The following is a 17,335-nucleotide window of genomic DNA, read 5'->3' as shown; positions in this document are numbered from 1 at the left end:
ACCCATGGCAACACAGATGACCTCACAATCGACAAACACAAACGGCCCGCGCAAATCGGACCGCTGGATCCCGTGGTACTTTGTTGGCGGTTTTGCTGTCATGCTGATTGCCAATATCTCGCTTATTACCTTTTCCATGACCAGCTGGAACGGGCTTGTCACCAAACACGCCTTTGAAGAAGGCAATAATTACAATGCCGCCATGTCCGGTGCAGCCCGCCAACAAGAACTTGGCTGGCGCAGCAAGCTATCGGTTGCAGGCGTCATAAACCAAAACGCGACCATTTCCGTACTGTTTCGCGATCGCGACTCCAATCCGATTACCGGGGCGAAAATGTCTGTCGTGCTGAACCGTTCAGACCGCGACGACCTTGATCAGACCGTACCGATGGTCGAAATCGCACCGGGCGAATATCGCGCCAGTGCCAATTTTCCGGTTTATGGCCGCTGGCAGTTGCGTACCATCGCACACGCCATGGGGGATGATTACCAAACAGTCGAGTATGTCGTCGTACAGCCATGAACCAATCTGCCACCTGTCGCCATTGCGGCGAACGCGTCACATCCATGTCCCCTGCCGCACCAGATTTTTGCTGCACGGGCTGTGAAGGTGCCTACGCGCTTTTGGGTGAATTGGGCCTGTCGTCCTATTACAAGCGCCGCGCGATTGATCCCAAAGCCAGGGCCCTTCGCCCGGACGAAGAGGATTTCGGCCATTTCGATTTCACCGATCTTGCCAGCACGGATGCCAACGGCACGCATCACCTGCATCTGATGGTGGATGGCATTCATTGTGCCGCCTGTGTCTGGCTGATTGAAACCCTTTTGCAACGAAATGCTTCCGTCGTGGCGGCACGGGTCAATATGACCACACGCCGGTTGCGCCTGTCTTGGACGGGCAAGATTGAAGATGTCGATGGCCTGCTGCGTCCTGTTCTTCAAATGGGCTACCGGGTTATTCCATTTGACCCGGCCGCCCTTGAACAGGCCACCCAGTCGCGTAACAAGGAACTGCTGCGCTGTCTCGCAGTTGCCGGTTTTGCCGCCAGCAACGTTATGCTGCTGTCTGTGTCTGTCTGGGCGGGATATTTTCAGGGCATGGGTGGGGCAACCCGTGATCTGTTTCATTGGATTTCCGCCCTGATTGCCGTGCCTGCTGCGACCTATGCCGGTATGCCGTTTTATCGGTCTGCCTTGGGGGCCATCCGCCATCGTCGGGTCAATATGGATGTACCAATCAGTCTGGGCGTGATCCTTACCTTGGGCATGAGCTTGGCACAAACCATTCAAAGCGCGCCACACGCCTATTATGATTCGGCCATTACACTTTTGTTCTTTTTGCTGATCGGGCGTTACCTTGATGGCCGTGCCCGCGGGCAGGCCAGATCCGCTGCCGAACATCTTTTATCCCTTGGCGCACGCTCAATCACAATCATTGAAGATAACGGCACCAGACGCCTTGTTTCTCCGGAAAAAGCAAAACCCGGTATGACCGTTCTGGTCGCGGCAGGCGAACGCATTGGCATTGACGGCGAAGTATCCGACGGCCAGTCAGATGTCGACACCAGTGTGATTACGGGCGAAAGCATCCCTGCCCAAATCAAGCCCGGCGCAACGGTTTTCGCCGGAACAACCAATATATCGGCCCCCTTGCGCATCCGTGTAACGGCAACAGGTAACAGCACGCTTCTGTCTGAAATCGTGCGCCTGATGGAAAATGCCGAACAGGGCCGGGCAAAATACGTCGCCATTGCCGACCGGGTGGCCAAGGCCTATGCCCCGGTGGTCCATCTATTGTCGCTCCTCACCTTTGTTGGCTGGTGGCTTGTGGGCGGCGTTACGTGGAATGACGCGCTGATGAATGCCATTGCAGTGTTGATCATCACCTGCCCCTGCGCACTGGCCTTGGCCGTCCCCGTGGTCCAAGTCATTGCCACGGGCCGCTTGCTCCGTGCCGGCATTCTTGTCAAATCGGCAACTGCACTGGAACGGCTGACAAAAATTACCGGGGTGATTTTCGATAAAACCGGCACACTGACCACCGGCAAACCCGAACTATATGGCACGGCTGATCCGGATGCATTGGCCCTTGCCGCCCAAATAGCTGCCAGCAGCAACCACCCGTTATCCCGTGCGCTGGTGCGCGCGGTCGGCGATGTTTCACCACTCAAAAATGTGGTTGAAAAGCCGGGTCTGGGTCTGGTGGTTGAAACACTTGCCGGTGAAATTCGTCTTGGCAGTTGACGTTTTTGCGATGTCGCCGAACAGGCCGATCTTCCCAGTGACATTTACGGACCTGAAATCTGGATGACGCAACCGGGCCAATCCCCGGTCCGCTTTGTGTTTCGCGATACCCCGCGCGCTGATGCCAGCGAGATCATCGAACATCTGCGCAACGACGGGTTTGACATCAGCCTTCTTTCCGGCGACCGCGAACAAACGGTGCGACAATTTGCCGAACGACTTGGCATTACCAAATGGCGTGCCCGCCTGACACCAACCGACAAGGCCGCCCATATTCAAAAACGACGTGACGCCGGTATGTTTGACCTGATGGTCGGTGACGGCATCAATGATGCCCCGGCCTTGGCGGCCGCCCACGCATCAATGTCCCCCGCCAGTGCGGCCGAAATTAGTCAGAATGCAGCTGACATTGTCTTTCAGGGCGACCGTCTTGGCACAGTGATCGAAGCCCTTGATATCGCGCGTAAAGCCGACCGGCTTGTCCGGCAAAATTTCGCCATCTCCTTTACCTATAACCTGATCACCATCCCGCTTGCGGTATCGGGATTGGTCACACCGTTGATTGCGGCAATTGCCATGTCATCGTCTTCGCTGGTGGTGATTGCCAATGCCTTACGCCTGCACGCAAATGGCAAACAAACCCGCAGTCCGTCGTACTCACAAACCTCGCCCGCCCCTCAACACGCCGGAGCCCCAATCACATGAGCAACCTTTTGCTGCTGATCCCGATTGCACTGTTTCTTGGCTTGCTTGGCTTGGGGGCATTTCTATGGGCGCTCAAATCCGGACAGTTCGACGATATGGAAGGGGCCGCCAATCGCATCCTGTTTGATGATGACGATGAAACCCCACCACATAAAAATCTCGATCAAACTACACAAGACAAGAGTTAGAATAGCTTGAAATATACCTGCCTAATCGCATAGATTGTCATTGCCTGAACGTCTTGGATTACGAGCAACGGAGTTTGCAATGGCAGTCCGCCCACAACTTTGCGAAGCCTGTTCTATTAAGGACCTGACGTTCTGCTCGTCTTTGCACGGATCAGAGCATGATCATTTGCGCCAAATTCTGACCCATGTTCAGTTTGACGGTCATAATACCATCTTCCACGAAGCCGAAGACGCTGACTATGTGTTCAACATCACGTCGGGCTCGGTAAAACTTTACAAGCTTCTTGGCGATGGCCGCCGTCAGATCACCGGTTTTCTGTTTGCCGGTGACTTTCTGGGTTTGGCACTCAATACAAATTACAGCTACACCGCCGAGGCGGTTGAGCCGGTAACCGCGTGCCGTTTTCCGCGTCAAAAGCTTGAAAAACTGTTTGATGACTTCCCGCAGCTTGAAAAACGCATGCTGGGAATGGCTGTCGATGAATTGGCTGCCGCACAGGACCAGATGCTTTTGCTCGGTCGTAAAACCGCCAAGGAAAAAGTAGCATCCTTCCTGTTAATGCTGGCCCGCCGTCAGGAACATCGCGGCGAAGACAGCGACATGATCAGCGTGCCCATGAGCCGTTCAGACATTGCCGATTATCTTGGCCTGACCATTGAAACCGTGTCGCGCACCCTGACCCAGCTGCGCAAGGAAGCCACGATTTCACTAAAAGACAACCGCCATATTGAAGCCGTCGGTCGCGAGATGCTCGAAGATCTTGCCGAAGGTCTGTAATTTTACTGTGCGCGTGCAACGCAATTTGTCCAAATCGGTCAATAACCTTCGAAAAGCACGGGTAAACATCGCTTAATTGCACGCTATTGGCCGAATTACTTATTTCGCGATTGCGAAAAAACATTTCCCGCAAATGGTCATCATATTGTAAACATGACCCCTCGCCTGACATAGATCGGGCAGCAAATTCCGGTAGGACCGGGGGAGAAACGTCATGAGTGCCACCAGCAAGAAGACGGGGCGGGTTTCCGTTCCACAACTCCGTGCCCGCAAGGGCCTTGAACCGATTGTCTGCCTGACGGCCTATACAACACCGATGGCTCAACGCCTTGATGAACATTGCGACCTGCTTTTGGTTGGCGATTCACTGGGCATGGTTGTTTACGGCATGGAAAGTACCCTTGCCGTCACCGTTAACATGATGGTCAACCATGGCAAAGCCGTCATGCGCGGATCACAAAACGCCTGCGTTGTTGTTGATCTGCCCTTTGGCAGCTATCAGGGTTCCAAGGAACAGGCGTTCCAGACAGCATCGCATATTCTGGCCGAGACCGGCTGTGCTGCGGTGAAGCTTGAAGGTGGGTCTGAAATGGCTGAAACCATCGAGTTTCTTAATGCACGCGGCGTTCCTGTCATGGCCCATATCGGCCTGATGCCCCAACAGGTCAATACCATGGGCGGGTTTAAAAGTCAGGGACGCGGCGATGATGCCGCCCAGAAAATGATCACCGATGCCAAGGCTGTTGCCAAGGCCGGTGCCTTTTGCGTCGTCGTCGAAGGAACGGTCGAAGGCGTCGCACGCCAGATCACCGAAACCATCGATATCCCGACCATCGGCATTGGAGCATCGGTTGCCTGTGACGGTCAGGTTTTGGTGACCGAAGATATCCTTGGGCTGTTTTCCGATTTCACCCCGAAATTCGTGAAACGCTATGCCAACCTTGGGGATTCCGTATCAGAAGCAGTTGGCAAATATGCCGAGGAAGTCCGTACCCGGAAATTCCCATCGGATGAACATTGCTTTGGCATTGCGAAAAAAGGTAACTTGCGCGCGGTTTAAGGGCTAAACCTGCCCATATGACCGCCGCAATTTCTGGAAATTTTCGGTTCGACGATAAAGATGTCCCTTACGACTGTTCACACTGTCGCTGATCTGCGCGCGACTGTCGCCAGTTGGCGCGCCGAAGGTCTTCGTGTTGCCTTGGTCCCGACCATGGGCGCGCTTCATGACGGCCATATCAGCCTGACGAAACTGGCCCTTGAACACGCTGACCGCGTGATCGTCAGCATCTTTGTCAATCCGACCCAGTTTTCCCCGGACGAGGATTTCGGTGCCTATCCACGCACCCTTCCTGATGATCAGAAATTGCTTGATGGCGCCGGGGTCGCCTTGTGTTTTGCGCCCTCGGTTGATGAAATGTACCCTGACGGCTTTGCCACCAAGGTGCATGTCGATGACGGCATGACCAACGTTTTATGTGGTGCGGCCCGGCCCGGCCACTTTGACGGGGTCGCCCAGATCGTCACCAAGCTTTTGCTGCAAGCCTTGCCTGATTGCGCAATTTTCGGCCAGAAGGACTATCAGCAACTGATGGTCATTCGCCGGTTTAGCGCCGACCTCAACATCCCGGTCGAGATCATAGGTGCAAAAATCCTGCGCGAAAAAGACGGCTTGGCCATGTCATCACGCAACCGATACCTGACACCCGATGAACGCGCGATTGCCCCGACACTGAACCGCGTTCTCGCCTCTATCACCGCTGCGGCGACCTCCGGGGCCGACATTGGCCCGCTTTTGGCCAAGGGGCGCGAAGATATTTTGTCGGCGGGTTTTGATCCGATTGACTATCTTGAAATCCGCGATGCGCAGACACTTGACCTTGTCACGCAAACCGTCACCAAACCGGCGCGAGTCTTCGTTGCCGCCCGTCTTGGCAAGGCCCGTTTGATTGACAATCACGCGATTGAGCCTTCTCATACTGCGGGTTAAACACCCGGTTGGGCTGGCAGAATCACTGATTGGGACGTAATTGACTCAAAAAGCGCGATGTTCTGCGCTTTTGCGCCCAATAGCGCTTGACTCCCGACAGCCGATCCCATAAACCCTGCCTACCAAAGGTCGCCCCAGAGGTGACTCCCCCAGTCCTCGAGTTTTCGAGCACTGGGTTTTAGTTTTTTGTGCGCACACGGTGGAAACACCAGCAACACAGACGGGATTTGGAATGTTTGAAGGACTAAGCGATCGCCTTGGCGGGGTTCTTGATAAGCTGCGCAAACGTGGCGCGCTCAAGGAATCCGACGTCAAGGAAGCCATGCGCGAAGTACGCGTCGCCTTGCTTGAGGCTGACGTGGCGCTGCCGGTCGTTAAAACCTTCATCTCCAATGCAACCGAACGTGCGATTGGCGCGGATGTTCTGCGCTCGGTCACACCGGGTCAGATGGTTGTTAAGATCGTCCATGACGAACTTAAAAACATGCTCGGCGAAGGCGAAGAGATAAATCTTGCTTCCACCCCGCCCGTTCCAATCTTGATGGTCGGTCTGCAGGGCTCGGGTAAAACCACCAGTTCCGCCAAAATCGCGCTGCACCTCACCAAAAAGCGCAATAAAAAAGTCCTTCTGGCATCACTCGATATTTACCGTCCAGCCGCCCAGCAGCAGCTGAAGGTTCTGGCCGACGATAATGGTTTGGGTATCCTTCCGATCGTTATGGGCGAAAAGCCGGTCTCGATTGCCAAGCGCGCCATGGATATGGGCCGCAAAGAAGGTTACGACGCGGTGATCCTTGATACCGCTGGTCGCCTGCATATCGACATGGAACTGATGAGCGAAGTCGCCCAGGTCCGTGATGCGGTCAACCCGGTTGAGACCCTGCTCGTCACCGATGCAATGACCGGTCAAGACTCGGTCAATGTCGCCAAGGAATTTGCCGAAAAAGTCGGCATCACCGGGATTGTTCTGACCCGTGTTGACGGCGATGCACGTGGTGGTGCAGCACTTTCGATGCGTCAGATTACCGGCTGCCCGATCAAGATGCTTGGTGTTGGCGAAAAAATCGACGAGATGGAGGCCTTCCATCCTGATCGTATTGCCAACCGCATTCTCGGCATGGGCGATGTTGTCAGCCTTGTTGAAAAAGCCGCTGAGAACATCAAGGCCGAAGACGCCGAAAAAATGGCCAAGAAGCTTCGTAAAGGTCAGTTTGACCTCAACGATCTTCTGTCCCAGCTCAAACAGCTTCAGAACATGGGTGATCTTTCGGGCATCATGGGAATGTTGCCGGGCATGGGCGCACTGAAAAAGCAGATGTCGCAGACCAAGCTCGATCCGAAACTTCTGCCCCACCAGGAAGCCATCATCCTGTCGATGACGCCCAAGGAACGTGAAAACCCGGCCCTGATCAAGGCATCACGCAAAAAGCGTATTGCCGCAGGTTGCGGACTATCCGTTCAGGATGTGAACAAGCTTCTGAAACAATACCAGACCATGTCCACCATGATCAAAAAGATGGGCAAGATGGGTAAAAAGGGTCTGTTTGGCGGCATGCCGAAAATGGACCCGGCAATGCTTGAAGGCGGGGACATGCCCGACCTGAATAATTTGCCAAAAGGATTAACCGGTAGCGGCGGCGGTTTACCGCCCGGCTTCCCGGGATTAGGGGGCGGCGGTGGCATGCCTCCTGGATTTCCGGGGTTCGGCAAGAAGAAATAGCCAGACCCCAGATACTCGAACGTGTTCCTGAAAGTGTTCGTACCGAATTCTGATCAGGAACCAAACCGGCCCGTAAAGCCGGCGCCCATAGACTAAATGAATAGGCCCCTCGGGGCCATGATGTAGAAGACTACAAACCCAAGCTGAAAGGAACTTATCCGAATGGCTGTTAAGATTCGTCTTTCCCGTGGCGGTGCCAAAAAGCGTCCGTACTACCGTATCGTAGTTGCTGACGTTCGTGCCCCGCGTGACGGCAGCTTCATCGAGCGTGTCGGTACTTACGACCCGATGCTCCCGAAGGATTCTGATACCCGCGTAACCTTCAAAGAAGAACGCATCAAATATTGGCTTTCAGTTGGCGCACAGCCGACCGAACGCGTTGCACGTTTCCTGGGCAAAGCTGGCCTGGCCGAAGCGTTCAAACCGACCGAACAGCCGCAGAAGTCTGCTCCAAAAGCGAAAGCTCAGGAACGTCTTCGCGAAAAAGCTGAAAAAGTTGAAGCTGCTGCTGCCGCTGCTGCGGAAGCCGCTGCCGAAGCAGCAGCACCTGCTGAAGAAGCTGCTGGCGAGTAATCGCTGAACGTACGCTTTGATCAGATACCGGAAACTTGTGAACCGAAATGGCTGATACCCGCAAATCCAAAAACGACGACGCTTATGTCTGCGTTGGCATGATCACCGCTCCACACGGGGTGCGTGGTGCTGTCCGCGTCAAAAGCTATACCGTTGACCCGGATAACCTTGTCGGTTACGGCCCGTTGTTCGATGCCAAGGGCCGCTTGAAATACAAGCTGTCCCCTGTCGGACATGTCCGCGACCAGTTGATCGCAAAGATCGAAGGTGTGGACGACCGGGACGCCGCCGAACGGCTGCGGGGAACCAAGCTACATGTACCGCGGACGGCACTGCCTGAAACGATAGACGAAGACGAATTTTATCTTGCTGACCTTGTTGGTCTGACGGCTTACCACATTGATGGTTCGCTGTTTGGCACCGTACGGGGTGTGGCTGATTTTGGCGCAGGCGATGTTATCGAAGTCGCGCTTGAAGAAGTCCGGGGCAAGGTTGTTGTTCTTCCGTTTACCAAGGAAGCTGTGCCAGAGGTGGTTCTGTCGGAACGCAAGCTGGTGGTAAATCCGCCCGAGGGGCTACTGCAAGATGAGGAAGGACCGGGCAATCGCGCACGTCGTCCGAACAAATCTCGCAAAGACTCTCAGGCCGACCGCGATTCTGATGCCGTCTCTGCTGATGCAGTAGGCGCGGAAAACGCGACCGGCAGCGGGAAGGAGGCCTGATCGATGTCTGTGTGGCAGGCAAAAGTTGCAACATTGTTCCCGGAAATGTTTCCGGGCGTTCTGGGTCAGTCCTTGGCTGGCCGGGCGCTCGAAAACGGGATCTGGTCGCTTGATGTCAAAGACATCCGCGATCATGCAACCGACCGCCACCGCACTGTAGACGACAATCCTTTTGGGGGCGGGGCCGGTATGGTCATGCGCCCGGATATTGTCAACGCCGCCCTGTCGGAATTGCGTGCATCTGCACCGCAGTTACCGCTGATTTACCTCAGCCCGCGGGGAAAAGTGCTGAACCAGAAACGTTGCCGTGAATTGGCAATGGGTCCGGGTGCCATCCTGCTTTGCGGTCGTTACGAAGGTATCGACCAACGGGTTCTGGATGCACATCAGGCCGAAGAGGTCAGCATCGGTGATTACATCCTCATGGGCGGCGAACTGCCGGCCATGGTCCTGATTGAATCGTGCATTCGCCTGATCGAGGGAACGGTCAATACGACCGCCTCCGTTGATGAGGAAAGCTTTGAAACCGGGTTGCTTGAATATCCGCATTACACGCGCCCGGCCAATTGGAACGGGCGTGACGTGCCGGAGATTTTGCTTTCCGGTCATCATGCCAAGGTACAAGCCTGGCGGCATGCTCAGGCAGAAGAAATTACCCGTGAGCGGCGACCCGACCTTTGGGACGCGTATGTTGCAAACGGGCACATCAAAGAGGGTTAAACCATGACCAATATCATCCAGCAGCTCGAGACCGAGCAGCTCGACAAAATCGCTGCAAAGCGCGAAGTCCCGGAATTCGACGCAGGTGATACCATTCGTGTACACCTGAAAGTCATTGAAGGTACCCGCGAGCGTATCCAGATGTTCGAAGGCGTATGCATTGCGCGTAAGAACCGCGGCCTGAACTCTTCCTTCACCGTGCGTAAAATCGCATCGGGCGAAGGTGTTGAGCGCGTATTCCAGAACTACTCCCCGGCCATCGACAAAATCGAAGTCGTTCGCCGCGGTGACGTTCGTCGCGCAAAACTTTACTACCTTCGTGGTCGTACCGGTAAATCTGCACGTATCGCCGAGCAGACCACCGGCCACAAAGGCAAACTGACCGCCGCAGAACGCACCAAAAACAAGAAGTAATTCTTGGCGTTCCGATGTGTCGGAAGAATAAGCGGGCTCACCTTCGGGTGGGCCCGTTTTATTTTGTCAGACCCACGGGCAAATCCGACCTGATGACGTGATCACCTGAAAGCCAAAGAGCCCCGGACCAGCTCACAAGTGATCAAGCACACAGAAATACATCCTATGCGTGCATTATACCGAATCGCATGATTTCCACCCGATTTCCCAATCCCGCAGAAACCATACGATATTTTCATCAGCTTTCATTATATCAGATATCCCTTATTTATCGCGATTCTGTCGCATTTAGCTACTATGGGATGCTGTTTTTCCCACGAATCCATTTAAGGGTGTGCCACACGGAAAAACACCCGCCCGGCGGCTTGCGATTTAAGGACCGAGGTGTATAAAGGCACTCCCGCGGCAAAAACGATCAAACCCGCGCGGTTCTGGATAATAATATTTCGCAAGCCGGGATAAACCCGGATGCCCGGAGGAACAGGCGACCAAGCGCGCCAAACCGTATCGCACCCCACGGGTGTTATTCGGTCGAAATCCCCGGTTTAATGTCCGATCTGCGCACCAAAGTCTGATCGTCGCTGCATATGAGATCGATTTTAAGAGGAGGTCGAGATGGGTGCGCCTAAAACCCTTTTTGACAAGATTTGGGAAAGCCATGTGGTCGACACGCAGGATGATGGAACCTGCCTGATTTATATTGACCGTCATCTTGTCCATGAAGTGACCAGCCCGCAGGCCTTTGAAGGCCTTCGTAATACCGGTCGCAAAGTGCGCCATCCTGAATTGACCCTTGCCGTGCCCGATCACAACGTTCCGACGTCTGATCGCTCCGAAGGCATCAAGGAAGAAGACAGCCGCATTCAGGTTGAAACCCTTGATAAAAATGCTGCCGACACCGGCATTCATTACTTCCCGATGTCTGACCTGCGTCAGGGCATTGTCCATATTGTCGGCCCCGAAGAAGGCTTCACCCTTCCTGGTGTGACAATGGTTTGCGGTGACTCGCACACCTCCACCCACGGTGCATTCGGCGCACTGGCCTTTGGCATCGGCACGTCCGAAGTCGAACATGTTCTCGCCACCCAGACGCTGGTTCAAAAACCGGCAAAGAACATGCTGGTCAAGGTCGAAGGCGATCTGCATCCGGGTGTGACCGCCAAGGACATCACCCTTGCCATCATCGGGCGCATCGGTACTGCTGGCGGTACCGGCTACGTCATCGAATATGCCGGTTCTGCCATCCGCGCCCTGTCGGTCGAAGGCCGCATGACGGTTTGCAACATGTCGATCGAAGGTGGCGCACGCGCTGGCCTGATCGCACCGGATGAAAAAACCTTTGAGTACATCAAAGGCCGTCCGATGGCGCCAAAGGGTGCCGCATACGAACAGGCCGTCGAATACTGGAAGACCCTGCCGTCTGACGAAGGTGCGCATTACGACAAGATTGTCGAACTTGATGCAGGCGATATCGTTCCGCAGGTCACTTGGGGCACCAGCCCGGAAGACGTCGTTCCGGTCACCGGCAAAGTCCCGGCTCCGACCGATGTTTCCGATCCGGGCAAACAAAAAGCCATTGCCCGTTCGCTGGAATACATGGGTCTGACTGCCGGAACGCCGATCGAAGACATCAAGATTGACCGTGTCTTTATCGGGTCGTGCACCAACGGTCGTATCGAAGATCTGCGTGCTGTTGCCGTTGTCGCGAAGGGCCGCAAGGTTTGCGAAACCGTCAACGCCATGATCGTCCCGGGTTCTGGTCTGGTCAAAGAACAGGCCGAGGCTGAAGGCCTGCATGAAATCTTTATCGAGGCTGGTTTTGACTGGCGTGAGCCGGGTTGTTCGATGTGTCTGGCGATGAACCCGGACCGTCTGGAACCGGGTGAGCGTTGTGCATCAACCTCGAACCGTAACTTCGAAGGCCGTCAGGGCCGTGGGGGTCGCACCCATCTGGTCAGCCCGGCGATGGCAGCAGCGGCTGCGATCACCGGTCATCTGACTGACATTCGTAAACTCGGTTAAAAACAGGTTCCCATGGCAGAACAAGCCCTCATCAATTTTCGTGAAAGCGCGCCCCGACTGGGACGCGCCCCGGTGCTCGAACATCTGTTGCCGCAACTAACGGGCATTAACCTGCCCGATTTTGTCGCACAGGAAATTGACGCAACCGAAGAATTGATCGAGGCACTTGGTCTCGCTTGGGAAACCGGAAGCAAGGGATAAGACAATGGATAAATTCACCACACTGACCGGCGTCGCCGCTCCGCTGCCGATGATCAATGTCGATACCGACATGATCATTCCCAAACAGTTTCTCAAAACCATCAAACGGTCCGGCCTTGGCAAGAACCTGTTTGATGAAATGCGCTTCGATAACAACGGCAACGAAATCCCTGATTTCGTTCTGAATAAGCCAGCCTATCGCAAAGCACAGATTCTGGTATCGGGTGACAACTTTGGCTGCGGCTCTTCGCGTGAACACGCCCCTTGGTCGCTGCTTGATTTTGGCATCCGCTGCGTAATCGCACCAAGCTTTGCCGACATTTTCTATAACAACTGCTTTAAGAACGGCATTCTTCCGATCCGTCTACCGCACGAAGATGTCAACAAGCTGATGTCCGATGCCGAACGTGGTTCCAACGCCACCGTGACCATTGACCTTGAAAAACAGGAAATCACCGGTCCGGACGGCGGCTGCATCAAGTTTGAAGTCGAAGCCTTCCGCAAGCATTGCCTGCTCAATGGCCTTGATGACATCGGACTGACCTTGCAAAAGGGCGACGCCATCAACGCATTCGAAGCCAAGCGTGCTGCAAGCCAGCCCTGGCTGTCGCTGTAATTCAAAAAGGGGTGGCAAGCCCGATGTTTGCCGCCCCTTTTTTATCTCTACGGGGTGAATGGCCCCGATATATTCTGGGAAGGATTCATTTATGACCATCACCAAAAAAGTATTGATGCTGCCGGGCGACGGTATCGGCCCGGAAGTCATGCGTCAGGTTCAGCGCGTCATGGACTGGATGGCGAAAAAGCGCGATGTCAATTTCGAAACCACCGAAGGCCTGATCGGCGGTGCTTCGATTGATGCGCATAACAATCCGCTGACCGACGAAACGCTTGCCAAAGCCATGGCCGCAGACGCCGTTCTGCTTGGCGCTGTTGGTGGTCCGAAATGGGATGATATTCCGTTTGATATCAAACCGGAACGCGGTCTTTTGAAAATCCGCAAGGAAATGGGCCTGTTTGCCAACCTGCGCCCCGCCCTTGTGTTTGATGCGCTTGTCGGTGCATCAACCCTTAAGGAAGACATCGTTAAGGGTCTTGATATCATGATCCTGCGCGAACTGACCGGCGGCATCTATTTCGGTCAGCCACGCGGCATCGAAGAACGCGATGGCGTTCGCTTTGGCTTTAACACGCTGGTCTATTCCGAACCCGAAGTCGAACGCATTGCACGCGTTGCTTTTGACATGGCGATGAAACGCAACAAGCGCATGTGTTCTGTTGATAAGGCCAACGTTCTCGAATCAACCGTTCTGTGGCGTGAAGTTGTCGAACGCGTTGCCAAAGACTTCCCGGAAGTCGAGGTCAGCCACATGTATGTCGATAACGCCGCCATGCAGCTGGTCCGCAATCCAAAACAGTTCGACGTGATGGTCACCACCAACATGTTCGGCGACATTCTGTCTGATTGTGCGGCCATGTTGACCGGATCGCTCGGTATGTTGCCATCCGCGTCCCTTGGTGCCGCCGATGATACCGGCGCGCGCAAAGCCCTTTACGAGCCGGTACACGGTTCCGCCCCGGACATCGCCGGGCAGGACATCGCCAACCCGCTGGCCACCATCCTGTCGTTTGCCATGATGCTGCGCTACTCGTTTGACATGGGTGATGATGCAACCATGATCGAAACCGCTGTTCAGAACGTGCTGAAAGGTGGTCTGCGCACCGCCGACATCATGCAGCCTGGCATGGCAAAAGTTTCGACCACGGTGATGGGCGAAGCCCTGATCAACGAACTCGACAAAATGGCCTGATCAACCGATCAAACTGCCACGATGATACCCACAGGCCGGGCTACTTTGTAGTCCGGCCTGTTTGCTGTCCTGTTCCTTAGGGTGGGTTGACACCGCATCGCGCACGCCAGAAGGTGTTGAAATACAATCATCCAAATAATGCATCTTCAAACGCACCCAGGCAGGGCCACATGAGCAAAACTAAAATCATTATTGGCGGCGTTGCTGTCGTTGCAATCGCGGCCACCGCTGCGCATTTCGCCGCCCCTTCTTTCTTTGAAAATCAGTTCCGCAGCTACCTGACCAATCCTAAATCAGAACTGCACGGCGAATTCGACAATTTCCAGCTATCGCTTTTTGGCGGTACCATATTCGCAACCGATGTGTCACTGCGCACCGCCGATGGCGTCAATCTGACCGGGGACGCGGTAAAATTCGTACAAGTCAACTGGCTGACCCTGCTTGGTGCCAATCCGTTTGACGACACGCTTGCCGGTATTGTCGCGGTCGATAACGGACAGATCGAAGACAAAGACGGGCGTCTATCGTCCCCGTCCCCGTTGTTAATTGATCTTCGCATGATCCAAAAGGATGGCGCCATTCACTACGCTGCCAAGGCCGCCGAACTGCCCGGAATTCACATCGAAGACGGTTTAGGCCGCACGGCAAAGGCCGATCTGATCGCGCTTGAGGATATTACCGAAAGCCGACTTGGGGGATTAACCTTACAAAACCTTAGTCTGGAGCTTCCGTCTGAAAAACAAAGCCTTTCTGTTGAAACAGCTTCATTTTCAGATTGCGACGTCACCCAATCGTTCGAAACAGCCTTCGACTTATCTGAAAAACCTTTCGATCTGTGCTCTGCCCTGTCAGGAACCGGCGTGCTGCTTGAACTGGCTGACAAAGAAAAAATCACCCTTGCCAGCTTTGGCTTTGATGGTCTGAGTTCATCTGGCGCACAGGCCATAAGCCTGACCGAAGTGACAGCCTCCAAAGACGACAAACCGCAAATCAGCTTTGGCGAAATTGCGCTGACCAATTTGAAACAATCCATTCGCTCTGACGCATTTGATAGCAACAATAAATTGGATGCCCGCGAATGGCAGCATCTGATTGATAACCTGTCGGTCGATGCTTTCTCTGTCACCGAAATGTCGAGTTCTCAGGACGAATTTACCACCAAACTTGGCAGCGTTACCGTCAACGGCCTGAAAGACGGCGAGGTTGCTAAACTGGCAGTTTCAGATTTTCAGTTCGACCTGATGGACCATGAAGACAAGCCGGTTTTCAAACTTGGCCATTTCGAAATATCGAAAGTGTCTTTAAACCGTATGCAACAAATTGCTGAAATGTACGGCACCCCGACAAGCAACGATCCGATGGCACAGATCGAAAAGGCTCAAAACCAGACACTTGGCGATCTTGGCGTTCTGCTGTCACCGATGGTCTATGAAAGCTTCCTGGTGTCCGACCTTTCGCTATCAGGCAACACTGATGCCAACAAGAACCTTAAGTTTGGCATTGATCGTGCGTCCGCCAGCATCGGTGATCCCGTCCGTTTTGACGGAAACGGCACCACCTTTGCCAAAAAGGGCCGCAGCGCCGTTCAGGGAATGTATATCGAACTACCCGACGCCTCACCGGTGAAAGACCTGATCGCCAGCATGACCGGCCTGGAAAACTTTGACCGTCTCAGCCTAAATGGCAAAATCAATGTCACGTGGGATGATCAAAGCGGTGTTTATACCTACGACATCGAAGAAACATCCATCGACGACATTGGCAGCATAAGTCTTTCGGCAAGTGTTGGTAATCTTACACCCGAAATCATGGGTGAACTGACTTCAACCCGCCTTGATCAGACCGAAAAACTACGCCAAATCGCCTTGACCAAAACAAGCTTCAACGGTGCCCGTCTTGAGGTTCAAGGCGAAAAACTGGTGAAAATATTCCTCAGGCTGGCGGCACAGGGCAATGGCCAAACCGCCGAGGACTTGCAACTGGTTGGCGCAATGGTCCTGATGCAGACGCAGGAAAAATTCGCGCAACATCCTCGTCTGTCAGACGCACTGACCGAGCTTGTCGATTGGTTTAGCAATCCACAGCACCTGATCATCACATTGGCACCCGATGCACCTGTTCCGTTTGGCGTGCTGGCGGCGGGCGGCATGCAACCACCTGCAACAGCCGATCTTTTGGGACTGACCATTCAGGCCAATGAAAACGCAAACTAGACTTTTACAAAGGCCGGGTTAAATCCCGGCCTTTGTATCTGGAACGGCAACGCCCACCTTATGACGGATCATCGGGGCAAAAAGCGCAAGTTTGTCAGGGTTGCGATGAACAAAAATATCAACCAGCAGACCATCGCGTTCTGATGCGCTGATTGCGGTGACAACCTCGGCCCCATCAGACATCAAAAGCCAGCATTCGTGTTGATTGGTCACATAATAAATTTGGGCATCCTCGCTGCGTTTACCCCAGACACCGGCAAAGAAGCGCGCAACGTTATCATTGCCAAAGACAGGATTAAGTGCGGCTGATGCCTTGCCCCCGCCATCGGAATGCATAATCACATCCGGGGCCAACTGGCTCATCAACTGTCCAACATCCCCCAGACTAAGGGCATTGATAAACGCCTCGATTTTCGACTGATCACAGGCTTTTGCCGCAACAAAGGGTGTCGGATCCCGATCATTTTCACGCGCCATCTTGCGCCGGGCACGAAACAGGATCTGACGGGTATTGTTGGCTGTGCGTTCAATCACCGGGGCAATGTCGTCATGGGTCCAGTCAAATACTTCGTGTAAAACAAGGGCAATCCGTTCAACCGGTGCCAGCCGTTCGAGCATCAGCAAATACGCCTGACCCAGACCATCCTGTTCGATTAGCATTTTTTCGGCTTGGGGTTGCTCGGGCGGCAACCACGGTTCGGGCAGCCATTGCCCGACGTATTTTTCACGTTGCCGTCGGGCGGACTTCAAAACATCCAGACAGATATTGCTGCAAACCCGCACCAGCCATCCGGTGGCATCGTTGATCACGTCATGATCCTGTGCACGCCATCGCAACCAGACGTCCTGTACCGCGTCCTCGGCATCGGCATGACTGCCCAGCATACGATAAGACAGGGCCATTAAACGGGGTCGATGTGCCTCGAAAATCTGATCTGCCATCTTGGGTCCATCAAACGCATGAAGCGATACGGGAAAATCCCGTATCGCCGATATGAATGTCATTTTGCCCGAAAGGGGACGGGGATGCAAAG

19 protein-coding genes are annotated in these 17,335 nt (G+C 54.3%); 17 read left to right on the top strand and 2 right to left on the bottom strand.

From position 1 onward, the window contains the following. Positions 1-4: 4 nt before the first annotated feature. The 16 genes from AC0VXT_RS01905 (at position 5) to leuB (ending at position 14,088) form a co-directional block, all read left to right on the top strand. On the top strand, positions 5-523 hold the full coding sequence (locus tag AC0VXT_RS01905) for a FixH family protein (RefSeq protein ID WP_022731644.1): 519 nt from the start codon (positions 5-7) through the stop codon (positions 521-523). Beyond that, on the top strand, positions 520-2,244 hold the full coding sequence (locus tag AC0VXT_RS01900; protein WP_475547275.1) for a heavy metal translocating P-type ATPase metal-binding domain-containing protein: 1,725 nt from the start codon (positions 520-522) through the stop codon (positions 2,242-2,244). Before AC0VXT_RS01905 ends, AC0VXT_RS01900 begins: the two co-directional genes overlap by 4 nt. Before the next feature lie 63 nt (positions 2,245-2,307). After that, positions 2,308-2,949: an HAD-IC family P-type ATPase gene (locus AC0VXT_RS01895; RefSeq protein WP_475547274.1), complete on the top strand. Its 642-nt coding sequence runs from the start codon at positions 2,308-2,310 to the stop codon at positions 2,947-2,949. Continuing rightward, positions 2,946-3,137 carry a cbb3-type cytochrome oxidase assembly protein CcoS gene (gene ccoS / locus AC0VXT_RS01890; RefSeq protein ID WP_475547273.1) on the top strand — a complete coding sequence of 64 codons (192 nt, stop codon included), beginning with the start codon at positions 2,946-2,948 and terminating at the stop codon, positions 3,135-3,137. The genes AC0VXT_RS01895 and ccoS overlap by 4 nt, the downstream gene beginning before the upstream one ends. 79 nt (positions 3,138-3,216) lie before the next feature. Further along, a complete protein-coding gene (locus tag AC0VXT_RS01885; RefSeq protein WP_475547272.1) occupies positions 3,217-3,915 on the top strand; it encodes a cyclic nucleotide-binding domain-containing protein in 699 nt (232 codons plus the stop codon). Positions 3,916-4,129: 214 nt separating this feature from the next. Next, positions 4,130-4,975, top strand: coding sequence for a 3-methyl-2-oxobutanoate hydroxymethyltransferase (panB, locus tag AC0VXT_RS01880; RefSeq protein ID WP_475547271.1), 846 nt, complete (start codon positions 4,130-4,132; stop codon positions 4,973-4,975). Between the two features lie 60 nt (positions 4,976-5,035). After that, positions 5,036-5,905, top strand: a complete 870-nt coding sequence (gene panC / locus AC0VXT_RS01875; protein WP_475547270.1) for a pantoate--beta-alanine ligase — start codon at positions 5,036-5,038, stop codon at positions 5,903-5,905. 232 nt (positions 5,906-6,137) lie between these two features. After that, positions 6,138-7,625: a signal recognition particle protein gene (gene ffh / locus AC0VXT_RS01870; RefSeq protein ID WP_475547269.1), complete on the top strand. Its 1,488-nt coding sequence runs from the start codon at positions 6,138-6,140 to the stop codon at positions 7,623-7,625. Positions 7,626-7,787: 162 nt separating this feature from the next. After that, entirely contained in the window at positions 7,788-8,198 is a 411-nt protein-coding gene (gene rpsP, locus AC0VXT_RS01865; protein ID WP_022731651.1) for a 30S ribosomal protein S16, read from the top strand. A gap of 47 nt (positions 8,199-8,245) precedes the next feature. Continuing rightward, positions 8,246-8,920, top strand: a complete 675-nt coding sequence (gene rimM, locus AC0VXT_RS01860) for a ribosome maturation factor RimM (RefSeq protein ID WP_022731652.1) — start codon at positions 8,246-8,248, stop codon at positions 8,918-8,920. Positions 8,921-8,923: 3 nt separating this feature from the next. Beyond that, positions 8,924-9,640, top strand: coding sequence for a tRNA (guanosine(37)-N1)-methyltransferase TrmD (trmD, locus tag AC0VXT_RS01855; RefSeq protein WP_475547268.1), 717 nt, complete (start codon positions 8,924-8,926; stop codon positions 9,638-9,640). A 3-nt stretch (positions 9,641-9,643) separates the two neighbouring features. Continuing rightward, positions 9,644-10,054: a 50S ribosomal protein L19 gene (gene rplS, locus AC0VXT_RS01850; protein WP_022731654.1), complete on the top strand. Its 411-nt coding sequence runs from the start codon at positions 9,644-9,646 to the stop codon at positions 10,052-10,054. Between the two features lie 615 nt (positions 10,055-10,669). Then, entirely contained in the window at positions 10,670-12,076 is a 1,407-nt protein-coding gene (leuC, locus tag AC0VXT_RS01845; protein ID WP_101303114.1) for a 3-isopropylmalate dehydratase large subunit, read from the top strand. A 12-nt stretch (positions 12,077-12,088) separates the two neighbouring features. Then, positions 12,089-12,277 carry a hypothetical protein gene (locus tag AC0VXT_RS01840; protein ID WP_101303116.1) on the top strand — a complete coding sequence of 63 codons (189 nt, stop codon included), beginning with the start codon at positions 12,089-12,091 and terminating at the stop codon, positions 12,275-12,277. 4 nt (positions 12,278-12,281) lie between these two features. Beyond that, a complete protein-coding gene (leuD, locus tag AC0VXT_RS01835) occupies positions 12,282-12,893 on the top strand; it encodes a 3-isopropylmalate dehydratase small subunit (protein ID WP_475547267.1) in 612 nt (203 codons plus the stop codon). 91 nt (positions 12,894-12,984) lie between these two features. Continuing rightward, on the top strand, positions 12,985-14,088 hold the full coding sequence (leuB, locus tag AC0VXT_RS01830) for a 3-isopropylmalate dehydrogenase (protein ID WP_022731658.1): 1,104 nt from the start codon (positions 12,985-12,987) through the stop codon (positions 14,086-14,088). On the opposite strand, the gene AC0VXT_RS01825 is transcribed toward leuB, so the two are convergent. Beyond that, positions 14,089-14,232, bottom strand: coding sequence for a hypothetical protein (locus AC0VXT_RS01825; RefSeq protein ID WP_475547266.1), 144 nt, complete (start codon positions 14,230-14,232; stop codon positions 14,089-14,091). Between the two features lie 26 nt (positions 14,233-14,258). Between AC0VXT_RS01825 and AC0VXT_RS01820 the strand changes: the two genes are divergently transcribed. Then, positions 14,259-16,301, top strand: a complete 2,043-nt coding sequence (locus tag AC0VXT_RS01820; RefSeq protein WP_475547265.1) for a hypothetical protein — start codon at positions 14,259-14,261, stop codon at positions 16,299-16,301. An 18-nt stretch (positions 16,302-16,319) separates the two neighbouring features. Here the strand turns inward: AC0VXT_RS01820 and sigJ are convergent, their stop codons facing one another. Beyond that, on the bottom strand, positions 16,320-17,243 hold the full coding sequence (sigJ, locus tag AC0VXT_RS01815; protein WP_475547264.1) for an RNA polymerase sigma factor SigJ: 924 nt from the start codon (positions 17,241-17,243) through the stop codon (positions 16,320-16,322). Positions 17,244-17,335: the final 92 nt, after the last annotated feature.

It is taken from the genome of Thalassospira sp. Z349TD_5 (genome assembly GCF_056173045.1).
The sequence above is the reverse complement of the archived record's forward strand: the minus strand, read 5'-3'. Positions and strand labels throughout refer to the sequence as shown.